12 protein-coding genes are annotated in these 15,720 nt (G+C 71.4%); 7 read left to right on the top strand and 5 right to left on the bottom strand.

The features are described from left to right. Window positions 1-35 precede the first annotated feature (35 nt). Genes prs through WME95_RS35465 form a run of 3 tightly spaced genes read right to left on the bottom strand, consistent with a single transcriptional unit; the run spans window position 36 to window position 4,023 of the window. Window positions 36-959: a ribose-phosphate diphosphokinase gene (prs, locus tag WME95_RS35455; protein ID WP_437543986.1), complete on the bottom strand. Its 924-nt coding sequence runs from the start codon at window positions 957-959 to the stop codon at window positions 36-38. Further along, window positions 956-2,959, bottom strand: a complete 2,004-nt coding sequence (locus tag WME95_RS35460) for a class I SAM-dependent methyltransferase (RefSeq protein WP_437903752.1) — start codon at window positions 2,957-2,959, stop codon at window positions 956-958. The genes prs and WME95_RS35460 overlap by 4 nt, the downstream gene beginning before the upstream one ends. Continuing rightward, window positions 2,959-4,023 carry a LolA family protein gene (locus WME95_RS35465; RefSeq protein ID WP_437903753.1) on the bottom strand — a complete coding sequence of 355 codons (1,065 nt, stop codon included), beginning with the start codon at window positions 4,021-4,023 and terminating at the stop codon, window positions 2,959-2,961. Before WME95_RS35465 ends, WME95_RS35460 begins: the two co-directional genes overlap by 1 nt. Before the next feature lie 406 nt (window positions 4,024-4,429). Between WME95_RS35465 and WME95_RS35470 the strand changes: the two genes are divergently transcribed. Both WME95_RS35470 and WME95_RS35475 read left to right on the top strand, forming a co-directional pair. Next, on the top strand, window positions 4,430-5,704 hold the full coding sequence (locus tag WME95_RS35470; protein ID WP_437903754.1) for a SpoIIE family protein phosphatase: 1,275 nt from the start codon (window positions 4,430-4,432) through the stop codon (window positions 5,702-5,704). Between the two features lie 223 nt (window positions 5,705-5,927). Beyond that, on the top strand, window positions 5,928-6,446 hold the full coding sequence (locus tag WME95_RS35475) for a nuclear transport factor 2 family protein (protein WP_437543993.1): 519 nt from the start codon (window positions 5,928-5,930) through the stop codon (window positions 6,444-6,446). A 1,275-nt stretch (window positions 6,447-7,721) separates the two neighbouring features. Here WME95_RS35475 and WME95_RS35480 read toward each other — a convergent pair. Together WME95_RS35480 and WME95_RS35485 are read right to left on the bottom strand one after the other, a co-directional pair. Continuing rightward, complete coding sequence (locus WME95_RS35480; protein ID WP_437903755.1) at window positions 7,722-8,837, bottom strand: aminopeptidase; 1,116 nt, start codon at window positions 8,835-8,837, stop codon at window positions 7,722-7,724. Window positions 8,838-8,937: 100 nt separating this feature from the next. Next, window positions 8,938-10,284: a class I SAM-dependent methyltransferase gene (locus WME95_RS35485; RefSeq protein WP_437903756.1), complete on the bottom strand. Its 1,347-nt coding sequence runs from the start codon at window positions 10,282-10,284 to the stop codon at window positions 8,938-8,940. A gap of 420 nt (window positions 10,285-10,704) precedes the next feature. Between WME95_RS35485 and WME95_RS35490 the strand changes: the two genes are divergently transcribed. The 5 genes from WME95_RS35490 (at window position 10,705) to ureG (ending at window position 15,702) form a co-directional block, all read left to right on the top strand. Further along, complete coding sequence (locus tag WME95_RS35490) at window positions 10,705-11,568, top strand: urease accessory protein UreD (RefSeq protein ID WP_437903757.1); 864 nt, start codon at window positions 10,705-10,707, stop codon at window positions 11,566-11,568. A 54-nt stretch (window positions 11,569-11,622) separates the two neighbouring features. Continuing rightward, on the top strand, window positions 11,623-12,324 hold the full coding sequence (gene ureA, locus WME95_RS35495) for an urease subunit gamma (RefSeq protein ID WP_437903758.1): 702 nt from the start codon (window positions 11,623-11,625) through the stop codon (window positions 12,322-12,324). Continuing rightward, the gene (gene ureC / locus WME95_RS35500) at window positions 12,321-14,036 is read left to right on the top strand and encodes an urease subunit alpha (RefSeq protein WP_437903759.1); all 1,716 of its coding nucleotides are present in this window, start codon (window positions 12,321-12,323) and stop codon (window positions 14,034-14,036) included. The genes ureA and ureC overlap by 4 nt, the downstream gene beginning before the upstream one ends. Window positions 14,037-14,187: 151 nt before the next feature. Then, a complete protein-coding gene (locus tag WME95_RS35505; protein WP_437740810.1) occupies window positions 14,188-14,850 on the top strand; it encodes an urease accessory protein UreF in 663 nt (220 codons plus the stop codon). A gap of 9 nt (window positions 14,851-14,859) precedes the next feature. After that, window positions 14,860-15,702: an urease accessory protein UreG gene (ureG, locus tag WME95_RS35510; RefSeq protein ID WP_437903760.1), complete on the top strand. Its 843-nt coding sequence runs from the start codon at window positions 14,860-14,862 to the stop codon at window positions 15,700-15,702. Window positions 15,703-15,720 lie beyond the last annotated feature (18 nt).

Below are 15,720 nucleotides of genomic sequence, written 5' to 3' on the forward strand. Positions count from 1 at the left end.
GTCCGCCGCCTGAATCGCAGCTCGCCGGAGGTGTTCTAGGTCTCCCGCTCGAGCGCGCGCACCAGCAGCGGCGCCACCGAGTGGAGGGCGCCGGGCGCGTCGACGAGTTGCTGGCTGCCAGGGTGCGAGTCGGTCCCGAGCAGCGTCGTGAACACGGAGGCCTTCCTGATCTTCTCGAGCGAGTCGCCCGGCAAGACGAGGTGGCTCGCGACGGCGTGGACCTTGGACGCGCCGGCGGCGAGGTAGGCGCGCCCCGCCTGGACGAGCGATGAGCCGGTGCGGACCATGTCATCGTAGATGACGACCTCGCGGCCCGAGACATCGGCGTTGATGCCGGTCACGCCGACGCCGTCGCCTCTCCGCTCCTTGTACACGAACGCCGGCTCGACGCCGAGGCCGCGGGCGAGGCTCTGCACCCATTTGGCCCGACCGGCGTCCGTCGCCGCCAGCACGTACGGGCGATCGCCCATCAGATCGCGGACCGCCTGCGTGATGAGCGGAGCGCCGTAGAGGTGGCGCGTCACGTGCGAGTCGCTGAAGTAGAACTCGATGCCATCGGTGTGCAGATCGAAGAGGAAGATGCGCGTGCCCGCGTCGCACGAGGGGATCGCCGAGATGAGCCGCGCCCGCGTCTTCGCGGTCACCACCTCGCCCGGCTTCACGGCCCTCTCCATGGTCGCGTAGCCGAAATAAGGCATCACGATGGAGAGCGACCGCGCGCCTGCGCGCGAGATGGCGCAGCCGAGGTCGTAGATCTCCAGCCAGTCGAGGTCCCGGGGGGCGCCGCCGAGCAGGACCACGTCGCGCCCCCAGCAGTCGACCGCGACGCGCAGGTAGCGCTCGCCGTCGGGGAAGCTCTTGCGCTCGACGAGGCCGCGCTCGAAGTCGCCCGCGGCCAGGAAGGCAGCTTCGAGGTAGCTGTACGAGCTGATCGTGATGAGCAGGCGCCGCTGGCTCATCGCGCACCTCGGCGGGTCGTCCGGGCCGGAGCGGCGGGCCCTCGGCGCGCGCCCCGGGCAGCCGGGGCCTTCGCTGCCCTCGCGGGCGGCGCGGCCTTCGCGAACGGCGCGGCCTTCCCTGCCTTCGCGAACGGCGCGGCCTTCGCTGGCGGCGCAGCCTTCCCTGCCCTCGCGGGCGGCGCGCCCTCTCGGGCCCTCGCGGACGGCGCGCCCACGCTGGCGAGGACGCTCTTCAGGTGGGGCTCCGCGCCTGGTTCGCTGGGAAAATCGACGGGATCGGGGAGATCTTTCATCTGCACGACGTCGCATCCTGCTTCACGCGCGGCCTCGTGCAAATGACGCCGGAACCTGGCGCGCGCGATGCCGCGGTGGTTGGTGCAGGCGAGCAGCCTGCCGCCCGGGGCGAGCACGCGGAAGGCGAGCGCGGCGAGCGCGCCGAAATCGCTCGCAGCGCTGAAGCGGCTCTTCTTCGTGGTCGCGAAGCTCGGCGGATCGAGCACGACGAGGTCGAAGCGCCGGTCGGACTGGGCGGCGGCCTTCAGCCACGGGAACACGTCGGCCTCGACAACGACGTGCGCCGCCGGGTCCGCGCCGATCGCGGCGAGGTTGTCGCGCGCCCAGGCGACGACGCCCCGGGACACGTCGACCGTCACGCTCTCGCGCGCGCCGCCGGCCACGGCCGCCACGGTGAACGCCCCCGTGTAGGCGAACAGGTTCAGCACCCGGGCCCCCCGGGCCAGCTCCCGCACCCGCCGCCGGTTCTCGCGCTGGTCGAGGAAGATGCCGGTCGAGAGCCCGTCGCCGAGCCGCACCTTGAACGGCAAGCCGTGCTCGAGGACGGTGAACTCCTCCGGGGCGTCCTCCCCCCGGACGGCGTGCCGCGGCGCGAACTCCTCGCGCCGCGCGTCGACGATGACGCTCGCGTGCTTCGGGCGCGCCTTGAGGTAGACGCCCTTCGCCCCGAGCCGGTGGGCCGCGTCGAGCACGAGGTCCCGCGGCGGCGCGCCCGGCTCGCCCTCGCCCGCGCCGAACAGCGACACGACGAGGTGCTCGCCGTACAGATCGACGGAGACGGAGGGGAGGCCGTCACCCGCGCCATGGACGAGCCGGAGCGCCGTCGTGTCGCCGGCGCGCGCGATCCCGTACCGCCGCTCGGCGGCCTCGCGCATGGCGCGCTCGACGGCCGCGACGCCGCCCGCGTACGGATCCGCCGGCGCGGCCGCGAGCCACGCCTCGAAGACTGCAGGCAGCTGCGAGCGGAAGGTCGCGGCCGCGCCCGTGGCCGGGTGATCGAGGCGGAGCTCGGCGGCGTGCAGGAGCAGGCGCGGGGCCTCGGGGCCGCCGTAGAGCGGATCGCCGGCGATGGGGAGGCCGATCGCCGCGAGCTGCACCCGGAGCTGATGCGTGCGGCCTGTCTCGGGCCGGAGCTCGAGCAGGGCGCGGTCGCCGCGGCGCTCGAGGAGGCGGTAGCGGGTGATCGCCAGCACGCCGCTCGCGGCCCGATCCTCCCGCCTCGCGGACCGATCCTCCGGCTTCGCGGCCCGATCCTCCCGCTTCGCGGCCCGATCCTCTCGAGCCCCGCCGGTCTCGGCGAGCGCGCGCATCGCACCTCCCGGCGCCGGGACGAGGCGGTGCCGCAGGGTGCCGCGCGGCGGGCGATCGCCGAAGCCGGAGACCGCGGCGACGTACGTCTTCTGCACCGTGCGCCCCTCGAACTGCCGCGCGACGGCGGCGTTCGCCTCGCGCCGCCGCGTGAACAGGAGGACGCCCGACGTGTCGCGATCGAGCCGCTGGTGGATGCCGAGGTACGCCTCCGCGTCGCCCCGGCCGCGGAGGAAGGCGCGGAGGCGCGTCACCATGTCGTCGATCCGCTCCGCCTCCGGCGCGTGCGTGGACAGGCCAGCCGGCTTGTCGACGACGATGAGATCGCCGTCCTCGGCGAGGATCCACGCCGGATGGATGTCGGGAAAGAGCTCCGGGAGCGAGAGGCGCGGGGTCATCAGTTCTGCTTGACGTCGGTGCCGGGCGGCGCCGTGAACTGGAACTCCGCCGGCTCGATCGACGCGGGCTGCGACGCGTTCTCGAAGTCGAACCGGTTCCGGTTGCCCTGCGCGTCGACGATGAGGACGCGGCGCACGACGCCAGGGTCCTTCTTCGCGAGGAGCGCCTTGTCGATATAGAACATCACGACTTCGTAGTGGGGAGTCGGCGCGCGCGGCTTGCCGACGAGCACGGGGCCGCCCTCGAACTTCGCCTTCTCGTTGAAGGTGAACGTGAACGACGGGCGGAGCCCGTGGCCCATGAGGAACGAGAGGGCGCCCGGATACTCCGAGTTCTGCACCGGCGTGACGAACATCTGCCGGTCCTCGGCGACGTAGACCTTGAGCGACACGCCGTCGGAGACGATGCGGTTCTGGTTCGGCGGATCGTAGCGAAACGAGATCCTGTCCGGCTTCTGGACCGACAGCGCGCCGCTCTGCTTCTTGACGGCCCCCGAGACCTTCTGCGTGTGCTCCTGCTTGAAGCGGGCGACGTACGTCTTCTTGCCCACGAAGATCGCGTCGACCTCGGCCGCGACGGCGTCCGCGGATCCCGCCGCGGCGGGCGGCACCGCGGGCGGCGCCGCCGTGCCGGGCGCGGGCGCGGAGGTCGCCGCCGGCGCCTCGGCGCGCCCTCCGCCGGCGTCGCGCGCCGCCGCGTCGCCGACGGGCGTCCCCGCGTCGCGCGCCGCCGCGTCGCCGACGGGCGTCCCCGCGTCGCGCGCCGCCGTCGCGGCGCCCGCGTCCTCGCGCTTCCGGCCCGCGTCCTCCGCCGGCGCGCCCGCGTCGGCCGGCACCGCCGCGTCCGTCGCCGCCGGAGCGCCCGCGCCGGGGGCCGCCGCGGGGGCGCTTGCCTGCGGCGGCGCGTCGGCCGGCTGCGGCGGCGCGGCGGCCGGCTCCGGCAGGGACTGCGCGGCGGAGGGCGAGGCGTCGGGCGCCGCGCCGGCGGGAGCGGGCGGCGCGTCGCAGGCCGCCACGACCAGGGCGACGGCCGGGACGAGGGCGACGAGGCGGAGGCGGTTCATCGAAGAGCTCGCTTTCAAGGAGAGTGCGTCGCGTGTTCTAGGACAGGTAGGGCCGAGGTGGTAGCGCCGACCTCCACCGCCCCGGTCCCTGCGCCGGCGGCATCGACCGCGATCTCGCGTCGTCGCGGGGGCGCTCGCGGCCGCCGTCGCTCGAAAAATGGGGCCGCGCCGAGGGCAGGGACGCCGACGCTCGCCGGAGCACGCCAAGGGACGCCGGAGGTCCCCACGGCGGCGGAACGGCGGCGGAACGACGGCGCGACGGCGCGACGGCTGGCTGAGCGGCGGAACCCTGCCGGAACGGCGGAACGGCGGCGTGGGCACGCGCGGGCGACGAGATCGTCACGAGCACCCCGGGCGAGACCATGTCTTGACCCCTATTTCCACGTAGCCCAAACTCTCCGGCCGCATGCGCGTGGGCACTCCCTCCCTGATCGATGCGTCGTCGCTCATCCTGATCCTCGACGTCTCGCGCAAGCTCGCGGCGCCGTGCGATCTCACCGAGCTGCTCGAGCTCATCATCAAGACGGGGCGGGAGGTGATAGGCGCCGACCGCGGGAGCGTCTTCCTCTACGACGAGGAGGCCAAGGAGCTTTACTCCCGTGTCGCCACGGGCGAGGCCCAGATCCGCGTCAGCATCGACAAGGGCATCGCCGGGGAGTGCGCGCGCAAGCGCCAGACCATCCTCGTCGACGACTGCTATTCCGACCCGCGGTTCAATCAGGAGATCGACCGCCGGACGGGGTATCACACCAAATCCCTCATCACGGTGCCGCTCATCGGGCTCGACGACAAGCTCGTCGGCGTGCTCCAGATGCTGAATTCGAAGGCGGACCACTTCGGCCCGGACGAGCGCGACGTGGCGGAGCTGCTCGCGGCGCAGGCGGCCGTCGCCGTGCAGCGCACGCTCCTGCTCGAGGAGCGCATGATCAAGCTGAAGCTCGAGCACGATCTCACCATCGCGCGCGACATCCAGCAGAACATCCTCCTGCGGCGGCTGCCGCGCTGCCCCGGCTATTCGCTGTCGGCGTTCAGCAAGCCGGCGGACGACACGGGCGGCGACATCTACGACGTCATCCGCCTCGACGAGCGCGTGGACATGTCGCCGATGATCCTGCTGCTCGCCGACGCGGCCGGCCACGGCATCGGCCCCGCCCTCAGCGTGACCCAGTTCCGCGCGATGCTCCGCATCGGCCTGCGCCTCTCGGCCGACATGGACGCGCTCATGCACCACGTGAACCAGCAGCTCCTCGAGGACCTGCCGAACGACCGCTTCATCACGGCGTTCCTCGGCATCCTCGACCCGACGACGCACCAGCTCCGCTTCCACGCGGCCGGGCAGGGGCCGCTGCTCCACTACCGGGCGGCCGAGGGCCAGGTCGTGTGGCGCGATCCGTCGACCGTCCCGCTCGGCATGTTCAAGGATCTCGACCTGCCCCCGACGCCGCCCGTCGTGATGGCGCCGGGCGATCTCCTCGTGCTGCTGACCGACGGCTTCTACGAGTACCAGGACGCCGCCGGGCAGGTGTTCGGCAAGGAGCGCGTCGGCGAGCTCATCCACCGCCTGCACGCGCGCCCCACGTCCGACATCCTCGGCGCGCTCCTCGCCGAGGTGCGCCGCTTCGCCGGCTCGGCCAAGCAGATCGACGACCTCACCGCGCTGCTCGTGAAGCGGGATTCCTAGCGCGAACCCGCGCGGGACCGCCCCGTCGCGAACCTCGACTCGCTCCGCTTCGGCCGGCCGGAGCACCCGCGCACGCCGCAGCTCCTGCGCGGCGTCGTCGCGGGGCTCACCTCGTCGTCGGTCGAGATGGCGGGCCGGAGCGGCAGCGGCCTCGACCTCGTGGCGAGGGCATCGACGTCGAGCTCCGCGCCCTGCGCGCGGCGCCTTCGCCTATACTTGCAGCATGAAGCGCTGGATCCCGCTCGGGCTCATCGCCGCCGGCGCCGTCCTCGGCGCGGCGGCGCTGCTGCTGTCGCCCTCCGAGGAGGAACGGATCCGCGACCGGCTCACCCAGCTCGAGAACGCGGTGCGCATCGACGACGGCGAGCGGAATCCGCTGGTGCGCCACGGCCGCATTCGCGGTGAGTTCGCCGAGATCTTCGCGAAGGAGGCGAGCGCCCGCATCGCCGAGATCGGCGACAGCCTCCGCGGCCGCGACGAGCTCGCGAACGCGGCGACCCAGGCAGCCGTCGTCTATCAGACCGCGGAGGTGAGCCTGGGTGGCACGGAGATCCAGATCGATCCGGCCGGCATGACGGCGGAGGTGACCGCCACCGCGACGGTCACCGGCGCCCGGCATGGGCATGAGGTCCGGCGCGACGAGCTGCCCGTGGTGCTGCGGCTCGAGAAGATCGACGGCGAGTGGAAGATCGTCTCTGCCACCGTCCACCCCAGGCACACCCCCGGCGACGACGGCCGCTGACAACCGCGCTCAAGCCCGAGACGCAGCCAACAGCGAGCTTCGCGGCGTCGAGGGCACGCCAGGGAAGCGCTCATGCGCACCAAAAAGAAAGGCCGGTCGGGAAGAACCCGCCGGCCTGAGGCCCGCTTTCGCGGACCCACCGGGACCGCACAGGGGCGCCGGTGGAGGGGAGTCCACCGGAGTCCTGGAGAGGCCCGCGATCAGAAGAGATCAGAAGTCAGAAGAGAGAAGCCAGGAAAGCGATACGAAGCGTAATCAAGTAAAGAGCGAAGATAAAGCGAAGACGGGCGGAAGACTAAGACAATCCGAGAAGCCAGTCAAACTGAAAGATGAAGCTGAAGCGAAGTGAAAAGCGCGAAGCGGAACCGAACGAGCAAGCTCAAGCAAAGCAGGGGAGAAGCTGAAGCGAAGCGGGAAGCGGGGTCAACATCGAGAGCGGCACAACAGATAAGAAAAGCTCAGACCGAGGTCTGACAAGCTGGTCATGCTAAGCCAACTCAATTGGCGACGCGCATCGCGCGTGCCTCGGCCATCCCTCCTTAATCGCCTCGTAAGGCGTCTGTCGTCACGTGAACCGAAGCTGTCCGCCGGCGCCCGGCGACAAGTCAATCAAGGAGCCCGGTACCGCAAGAGCCATGGCATTCGGGTGACGGCGGGGTCGCGATCGCTCGGCTAGCGCCGCCGATCACCTCGCTTGGCGTCCCCCCCGAAGACCGGGGCTGCATTGCGAAGGTCATGCCAGGGGTCCCCCCTTCGAGTCCACATGAAACAGGACGACGAGCAGGGGCGACATCTGGTGGATACATAGAGCAACCGGCGGGCCAACGGCGAAGGGGCCGCGGTCCTGGCGCCCAGCAGCCAAATTTGCCGCTGAAACCCTCCCTCCAAGGCGCGCGCGCGACCTCGGAGGCCAGCACCGGTCATACATTTCCGCAGGGACTGGTCCGATCCAGGGATGGGTTCAGATCCAGAACGCAAAGCTTACCTGGACATGAATATGTTCATCCTCGATCCGCTGGACGCCCCGCATTGCACCGTGGAAGCGAAGAAGTGCACCAGGGCAGGACGACTGCCATCGACGCTTTGCGTCGTATCTCGACGGCGTGCTCCCCGCCAAAGGCGCAGCGCGCTACGCGGCGCAGCCCGCAGTACGCAGCGCGGCGCGCAGCTCACCGCACATGGGCGCAGCGCGCGGCACATGGCGCAGCTCGCGGCGCACAGGGCGCAGCTCGCGGCCGACAGCGCAGCTCGCGGCGCACAGCGCAGCTCGCTGGACTACCTGCAGCCGGCCTCGATCAGCGGCTCGACCACCCGGGCGATGTTCTCTTGGGGCTCGGAGAACCTGTGGCGTTCGAGCCTCCGCAACGCGCCCAGGAACCTCGGCCAGCTGCCACCGCAGGTCGCGAGCAGCGCCCGGAGCTCCGGAGTCCCCGAGTTGTAGACACGGAACTGCACGAGCGACGCGTTGTTGATCGGACGCCGCGCCCCGATGTCGGCCTTGAGCCGGGCGAGCACCGCGTCCTTCTCCGCCCGCTTCTCGGCGTCGGGCGCCGGGGACGCATACAGCCGATTGAGGTGGACGTAGGCCGCGTGCAGCGCGCGCGTCCGCACCTCGCTCCTCTCCATCTCCCTCATGTAGGCCGTCTTCTCCGCGGAGAAGGGGCCCACCCGCTCGTCCAGGTAATGCTTGGTGAGCTCGTCTCCGACGAAGCTCGCGAGGCTCTCGTTCAACCTCGTCTGCCCCTTCACGTACAGCGTCGCGTGCAGCGACTCGTGGAGCACCACGTTGGCGAGGTCGCCGAGCGCCTCGTCCCCGTCCGAGATCATCGTGGACAGGACCGGATCCTCGAGCCATCCGAGCGTCGAGTAGGCGCCCGCCGGACGCACGTCGACGTCCCAGCCGGCCGCCTTGAGCGGCGCCGCGAACGCCTTGGCATCCTTGAGATCGAACCACCCCATGTAGGGGACCGTACCCACGATAGGAAAACTCCATGTCTTCGAGCGGAACCGCAGCGGCTCACACGCGCTCACCACCCAGACCGCGGCTGGGCGATCGAGCTCGACATACGTCCTGTAATTGCCGGTCGGGGTCAGCCCGTGGCGCTCCCCGAAGCGCTTGATGTGCGGGACCTCGCGCAGCAGCGCGCGCGTCCGCCACGGCTTGCGGGCGTCGAAGGCGGCGTCCTCGAGCGACTCGGCGCGCCAGGCCATCGAGAGCTGGCCGACGCCCGCCTGCGCGATGTAGCGGACCTGGGTACACGATACGAGCAGGAGACAGAGCGCGGCGAGCCCCGCGGCGGCGCAGACCAGGCGCGCCGCGGAGCGAGGGCGCGACACGGACCACGAGCGCGCGGCGCCGCGACGGGCGCTGGCCGCAAGCCTTTCGCTCATCCTTAGCTGATAGCTGGCCGCGCGGGCTTAACAAGCTCTTCCGCGCAATCGACGCGCGCGCCGCGCGCCCCACCGGCACGCGCGGAGCGCGCCCGACAGATCAGGACGGCAACGCCGCCCCCCACGAACTGAGCTGCACGGCCGGGACGATGGGGGCGCGTTCCCGCAACGAGGGCTCCTCCGTGGCATAGAGGGGCTCGCGTGCGAGGGGGTAGTCGCGTGGAGCCCCGTTCGCCAGCACCATCTGGATGGCGCCGAGGTGCCCGCTGCGGAACGCGGCGGCCGCGCACGCGAGATAGAACTCCCACGTCCTCATGAAGGCGCCGTCGAAGCCGGTGACCCGCTCGATCTTCTCCCTGTTCTCCAGGAAGTTACGGCGCCAGCAGCGCGCCGTGAGCGCGGAGTGGCGCCGCAGGTTCTCCGCGTCGAGCACGTCGAGGCCGCGCGCCGAGGCGCGCGTCGCCATCCCCTGGAGCGAAGGAGGCCAGTACCCCGGGAAGATGTGCTTTTGCAGGAAGGGGTCAGTCCGCGACGACTCCTGCTCTCTCGTGACGCTCTCGAGCAGGCACACGCCGCCCGGGGCGAGCAGCGCCTTCACCCTGTCATAGAACACCTCGATACGGCGCTCGCCGGCATGGCACATCGAGCCCAGAGAGACGAGCCGATCCCACCGCGGCTCGTCCTCGAGCTCGTCGCAGCTCATCACGCGGACCTCGACCGGGAGCCGCCGCGCCGCCGCCTGCTCGCGGATGTACCTCGCCTGGTTCTCGCAGAGGGTGATACCGAGGCACTGCACCCCGTACGCCTCCGCGGCGTGGAACATGAGGTGCCCCCATCCGCAGCCGAGATCCACGAGCCGTTGCCCGCGCCGGAGCGCGAGCTTCCGCGCGACGAGGGAGATCTTGTGGGCCTGCGCGTCGTCGAGCGTCTCGCCCGGAGAGCTGAAGTAGCCGCACGACGTCTGGAGGCGCCTGTCCAGGTAAAGAGGGTAAAAGTCGTTGCCTAGCCCATAGTGACGCTCGACGGCGAGCCTCTCGCGCTTCGCCGCCCCGGAGAGCAGCCCGAGCCGGAGCGCGTCGAGCACGCCCGAGAGGCCGCGGTCGAACGACGACGACGCGGGCACGAGGCGCGGCAGGCGCGCCTCCACGGACCGAGCGAGCTGGAAGAGGCCCGCGAGCGAGTCCTCGAGATCTCCCTCGAACGTGACCTCGCGCCGGACATACGCCTCACCGAGGCCGAGCGTGCCCCGGAGCGCCGTCTCGCAGAGCGACCGACGCGTCCTGAACGTCACGGCGAACTCGGGCGCGCCCGCGCCGAAGCGCAGCCGTTCGCCGCCCCAGAAGCGCAGCTCGAACGGGGTCTCGCCGTGGCGCTCCAGCAGGCGCGACGCCGCTTCCTTGAACCGACGAGACCACGGCGCCATTTCGCCCTTCCTGACGATGAACATCGGACCCCCTCCGCGGCCCCCCGGCCGCCCGACGAGCTGACCCGAGCTGGGCTTTCCCGTCAAGCAACATGTCATCCATGCAAACGACATCACAGCGAGTCACGGAACGCCCACAGCGGCCGGCTGACATCCCGGACACGCGCTGTCGTCAGGGACAGGAGGAACGCAGTGGCTGGCTCGCTCATAGCACCGTAGTGGTGTTCGGGAGAGTCCTGACAGCATGCTCACATGTCCGGGATGTTTCATGTTCCAGGCGAAGGAGGGAAATCGGGAAGATGACTCGAATTTCTCCCTACCTTCCTGGTCGTGTTCCTCGTCGCGTGACCTACCCATCCCCTGTGTGCGCTGCGCCCCTCGCGCCCGGTACGCGCCTGTGCTCCCTCGCGGCCGGGGCGCGGTCCGTGGTACGCACGCCGGCCCGTGACCACGCCCAGCGATCCTCCCGCCGCCCCGCGAGACCCTCCGCCGCCCGGGCGGCGCGCAGGCAAGGCCGGCAGCGGTGAGCTCGTGTTCGCGCGCGTCGGAGCGCGCACCGTGCTCGAGAGGGCGCTCGCCAGGAGCCCGCTCAAGCTGCTCGCTCCGAAGAACCACGGGCAGGCAGCGTGGGTGTTCGTCGCGAGCTTCGGCGGCGGCCTCGTCGGCGGCGACGAGCTCCACCTCCACGCGCGCGTCGGTCGCGGGGCCGCCGCGCTGCTCAGCACCCAGGCCTCGACCAAGGTCTACCGCTCGCCCCTCGGCAGCCGCCAGCGCCTCGAGGCCGAGGTTCAAGCAGGCGGGCTCCTCGTCTCGGTCCCCGATCCGGTCGTCTGCTTCGCGGGCTCGCGGTACGAGCAGGACGTCGACGTCGCGCTCGCCGACGACGCGTCGCTCGTGCTCGTCGACGCGCTGTCCTCGGGCCGGAGCGCGCGGGGCGAGCGCTGGGCGTTCGACCGGTACGCGTCGCGCATCCGGGTGAGCCGCGGCGGGCGGGCCGTGCTGCTCGACGCGACGCGGCTCGATCCCGCGCACGGCGCGCTGCCCGAGCGCATGGGGCGCTTCGACGCGCTCGCGACGCTCGTCGCGCTCGGCCCGCGCGCCGCGAGCGCGGCGGAGGCGCTGCTCGCGGCGCGGCCGCCGCCCGAGCGGCGCGCCGAGCTCGTCGCGTCGGCCAGCCCGCTCCGGGGCGGCGGCGCCGTCGTGCGCGTCGCGGGCACGAGCGTCGAGCGCGTGGCCGGCTTCCTCCGCGGCGCGCTCGGCTTCCTCGCGGGTGAGCTCGGTGATGATCCGTTCGCACGAAAGTGGTAGCGTCGCGCCGCGCCGGCAAAGCCGCGGCGTCGCCGCGCCGGAGAGAGGGCGAACATGCACCTTGCGCCTCGTGATCTCGACAAGCTCGTGCTGCACGGCGCGGGCTTCCTCGCCCAGAAGCGCCTCGCGCGCGGGGTCAGGCTCAACTACCCGGAGGCCGTCGCGCTCATCGCGACGCAGATCCTCGAGCTGATCCGCGACGGCCGCAGCGTCGCCGAGCTCATGGACGTCGGCCGCCGCCTGCTCGGGCGCGCGCAGGTGATGGCCGGCGTCCCCGAGATGGTCGCCGAGGTCCAGGTGGAAGGGACCTTCCCCGACGGGACGAAGCTCGTCACCGTCCACCACCCGATCGCGCTCGAGCACGGCGATCTCGCGCTCGCGCTCTACGGCAGCTTCCTCCCCGTGCCCGACGTGTCGCTCTTCCAGCCCGCAGGCCAGGCAGAGGTGACGGCCGAGCCGACGCCCGGCGAGGTGCTCGTGAAGCCCGGCGAGATCGAGCTCTCCCCCGGCCGGCGGCGGCTCTCTCTCCCCGTGAAGAACCTGGGCGACCGGCCGATCCAGGTGGGCAGCCACTACCCGTTCTCGGAGACGAACCGCGCGCTCGAGTTCGACCGGGCGGCGGCGGCGGGGATGCGGCTCGACATCCCCGCGGGCACCGCCGTCCGCTTCGAGCCGGGCGACGAGAAGACGATCACGCTGGTGCAGGTCGGCCCGCACGGGGCGGCGCACGCCGCGCGGGAGGAGCAGCAGGCATGAGCCACAAGATGCAGCGGCGGCACTATGTCGATATCTACGGGCCGACGGTCGGCGACCGGGTGCGGCTCGGCGACACCGGCCTCATCGCCGAGGTCGAGCGGGATCACACGTCCTACGGCGACGAGTGCAAGTTCGGCGGCGGCAAGGTGCTGCGCGATCGCATGGGGCAGATGCCCGGCGCCTCGAACGACGAGGCGCTCGACTGCGTCATCACGAACGCGCTCATCGTCGACTGGACCGGCGTCTACAAGGCCGACATCGGCATCAAGCGCGGCCGCATCGCGGCGATCGGCAAGGCCGGCAACCCGAAGGTGATGGCCGGCGTCACGCCGGGCATGGTCGTCGGCGTGACGACGGAGGTCATCGCCGGCGAGGGCCACATCGTCACGGCCGGTGGCGTCGACGCGCACATCCATTTCATCTGCCCGCAGCAGGGGTACGAGGCGCTCGCAGCGGGCGTCACGACGTTCGTCGGCGGCGGCACGGGCCCGGCGACGGGCACGAACGCGACGACGTGCACCCCGGGCGCCCGCCACATCTCGCTGATGCTGCAGGCGACGGACGTCCTGCCGCTCAACATCGGCCTCACGGGCAAGGGCAACACCTCGTCGCCCGAGGGGTTGCTCGAGCAGGTGCGCGCCGGCGCCGTCGGGCTGAAGCTGCACGAGGACTGGGGGACGACCCCGCCCGCCATCGACTGCTGCCTCAGCTTCGCCGAGCACGAGGACATCCAGGTCACGCTCCACACCGACACGCTGAACGAGTCGGGCTACGTCGACGACTCCATCGCGGCGTTCAAGGGCAGGACGATCCACTCCTACCACTCCGAGGGCGCGGGCGGCGGGCACGCGCCCGACATCCTGCGCATCTGCGGCGAGCCGAACGTCATCCCGAGCTCGACGAACCCGACGCGCCCGTACACGGTCAACACGCTCGACGAGCACCTCGACATGCTCATGGTCTGCCACCACCTCGACCGGAACATCCCGGAGGACGTGGCGTTCGCCGAGAGCCGCATCCGCGGCGAGACCATCGCGGCCGAGGACATCCTGCACGACCTCGGCGCGATCAGCATCATCTCGAGCGACAGCCAGGCGATGGGCCGCGTCGGCGAGGTGATCACGAGGACCTGGCAGACCGCGCACAAGATGCGGGATCAGCGCGGCCGGCTGCCCGAGGAGCAGGGCGACAACGACAACTTCCGGATCCGCCGCTACGTGGCCAAGTACACGATCAACCCGGCCATCGCGCACGGCATGTCCCACGAGATCGGGTCGGTCGAGCCGGGCAAGCTCGCGGACCTCGTGCTGTGGCGGCCCCAGATGTTCGGCGTGCGCCCGGAGCTCGTCATCAAGGGCGGCTTCATCGCCTGGGCGCAGATGGGCGATCCGAACGCGTCGATCCCGACGCCTCAGCCGTACTACATGCGCCCGATGTTCGGCTCGCTCGGCGCGGCGGTCGGCGAGACGAGCATCGCGTTCGTGTCGAGCCGCGCCATGGACGAGGGGAGCATCCGCCGGCTCGACCTGAAGAAGCGCCTGTCGGCGGTCCGCCGGTGCCGCAAGATCGGCAAGGCCGACATGCGCCTCAACAGCACGCTCCTGCCGATCACGGTCGATCCCGAGACGTACGAGGTGCGGGCCGGCGGCGAGCTCCTCCGCTGCGATCCCGCGAAGATCCTGCCCCTCGCGCAGAGGTACAGCCTCTTCTGAGGCGGAGAGCCCGCCCTCGGCCGCTCCGCGCCTGCGGGTTCACCGTTCTCTCCGTCTGCTTCCGTTGGACTCCGTCCGCTCCCGTCCGCTCCCCTCTGTTTCTGTCTGCTTCTGTCTGGTTCTGTCTGCTTCTCTGATTCCATCCGCGCGCATGAACAGGTGGCTCCTCCTCCAGCTCTCCGACTCCGCGTTCCCGGTCGGAGGGTTCGCGCACTCCGCGGGCCTGGAGGCGGCGGTGCAGCTCGGTGAGGTCGGACCCGGGAGTGCGCTCTCGTCGTTCGTCGCGAGCGCGCTCTGGCAGGTGGGCCTCGGCGCGCTGCCGCTCGTGCGGGCTGCGCACGAGCGGCCGCTCGACATCGCGGCCGTCGACGACGCCTGCGACGCCTTCCTCGTGAACCACGTCGCGAACCGGGCGAGCCGGACGCAGGGCCGCGCGTTCCTCGCGACGAGCGCGCGCGTCTTCCCCTCCGCCGAGATCCGCCGCCTCGACGCCGCCGTGCGGGCGCGCGAGGCGCTGGGCCACCACGCGCCGGCGTTCGGCGCGACCCTCGCGGCGCTCGGCGTCCCGCGCGAGGACGCGCAGGCCGTCTACCTGCACGCCTCGCTCCGCGGCGTCGTCTCGGCGGCGGTGCGCCTCGGGCTCATCGGGCCGCTGGAAGCACAGCGACTGCAACTCGAGAGCGCGCCGCTCCTCGACGCGGTGCTCCATGAGTGTGGAGATCACGGCGTCGACGAGCTCGCGCAGCCGGCGCCGCTCCTCGATCTCTTCGGGGCCACGCAGGATCGGCTCTACTCGCGTCTCTTTCAATCGTGAGGTGACAGCATGCACGACCCCGGCGAGCACGGGCATGGGCACAACGGCCACGACCACGTTCACGACCACGACCACGACCACGACCACGACCACGACCACGTTCGCGGGGGTGGCCACAGGCACGCGCATGCGCACGGAGACGAGCACACGCACGGGCACACGCACGAGCACTGGGCGCATCCGGGGCTCTTCAGCGAGCGGGATGCGCCGAAGGACCGCGATTTCTCGGCGCGCGCGTTCACGGTGGGGATCGGGGGGCCCGTCGGCAGCGGCAAGACGGCGCTCGTGCTCGCGCTCTGCCGCGCGCTGCGCGACAGGATGCCGCTCGGCGTCGTCACGAACGACATCTTCACCCAGGAGGACGCCGAGTTCCTGCACCGCAACAAGGCGCTGCCGCCGGAGCGCATCCGCGCGGTGGAGACCGGGGGCTGCCCGCACGCGGCGATCCGCGAGGACATCAGCCACAACCTCGTCGCGCTCGACGACCTCATGGATCACGTCGCGCCCGCGCTCCTCATCGTCGAGAGCGGCGGCGACAACCTCGCCGCCCAGTACAGCCGGGAGCTCGTCGACTACACGATCTACGTGATCGACGTCGCCGGCGGCGACAAGGTGCCGCGCAAGGGCGGACCGGGCATCACGCAGTCGGATCTGCTCGTCATCAACAAGACCGATCTCGCTCCGCACGTCGGCGCCGACCTCGGCGTCATGGAGCGGGACGCCCGGAGGATGCGGGGCGACGGGCCGTTCCTGTTCGCGCAGTGCAACCGGAGCCAAGGAGTTCCGGAGATCATTGACCACATCCTCTCCGCCATGCGCCGCGCGACCACCACGGCGCCTCCCGCGAAATAGGCCTCTATCGCGCGCCTC

Origin of the sequence: Sorangium sp. So ce327, from assembly GCF_051530205.1 — a bacterium.
In the GTDB taxonomy this organism is placed as follows: domain Bacteria; phylum Myxococcota_A; class Polyangia; order Polyangiales; family Polyangiaceae; genus Sorangium; species Sorangium cellulosum_B.

Bases quoted from the DNA above. Each gene is read 5' to 3' on its own strand.
- prs (WP_437543986.1), bottom strand. From the start codon at position 959: ATGAGCCAGCGGCGCCTGCTCATCACGATCAGCTCGTACAGCTACCTC.
- WME95_RS35460 (WP_437903752.1), bottom strand. From the start codon at position 2,959: ATGACCCCGCGCCTCTCGCTCCCGGAGCTCTTTCCCGACATCCATCCG.
- WME95_RS35465 (WP_437903753.1), bottom strand. From the start codon at position 4,023: ATGAACCGCCTCCGCCTCGTCGCCCTCGTCCCGGCCGTCGCCCTGGTC.
- WME95_RS35470 (WP_437903754.1), top strand. From the start codon at position 4,430: ATGCGCGTGGGCACTCCCTCCCTGATCGATGCGTCGTCGCTCATCCTG.
- WME95_RS35475 (WP_437543993.1), top strand. From the start codon at position 5,928: ATGAAGCGCTGGATCCCGCTCGGGCTCATCGCCGCCGGCGCCGTCCTC.
- WME95_RS35480 (WP_437903755.1), bottom strand. From the start codon at position 8,837: ATGAGCGAAAGGCTTGCGGCCAGCGCCCGTCGCGGCGCCGCGCGCTCG.
- WME95_RS35485 (WP_437903756.1), bottom strand. From the start codon at position 10,284: ATGTTCATCGTCAGGAAGGGCGAAATGGCGCCGTGGTCTCGTCGGTTC.
- ureA (WP_437903758.1), top strand. From the start codon at position 11,623: ATGCACCTTGCGCCTCGTGATCTCGACAAGCTCGTGCTGCACGGCGCG.
- ureC (WP_437903759.1), top strand. From the start codon at position 12,321: ATGAGCCACAAGATGCAGCGGCGGCACTATGTCGATATCTACGGGCCG.
- WME95_RS35505 (WP_437740810.1), top strand. From the start codon at position 14,188: ATGAACAGGTGGCTCCTCCTCCAGCTCTCCGACTCCGCGTTCCCGGTC.
- ureG (WP_437903760.1), top strand. From the start codon at position 14,860: ATGCACGACCCCGGCGAGCACGGGCATGGGCACAACGGCCACGACCAC.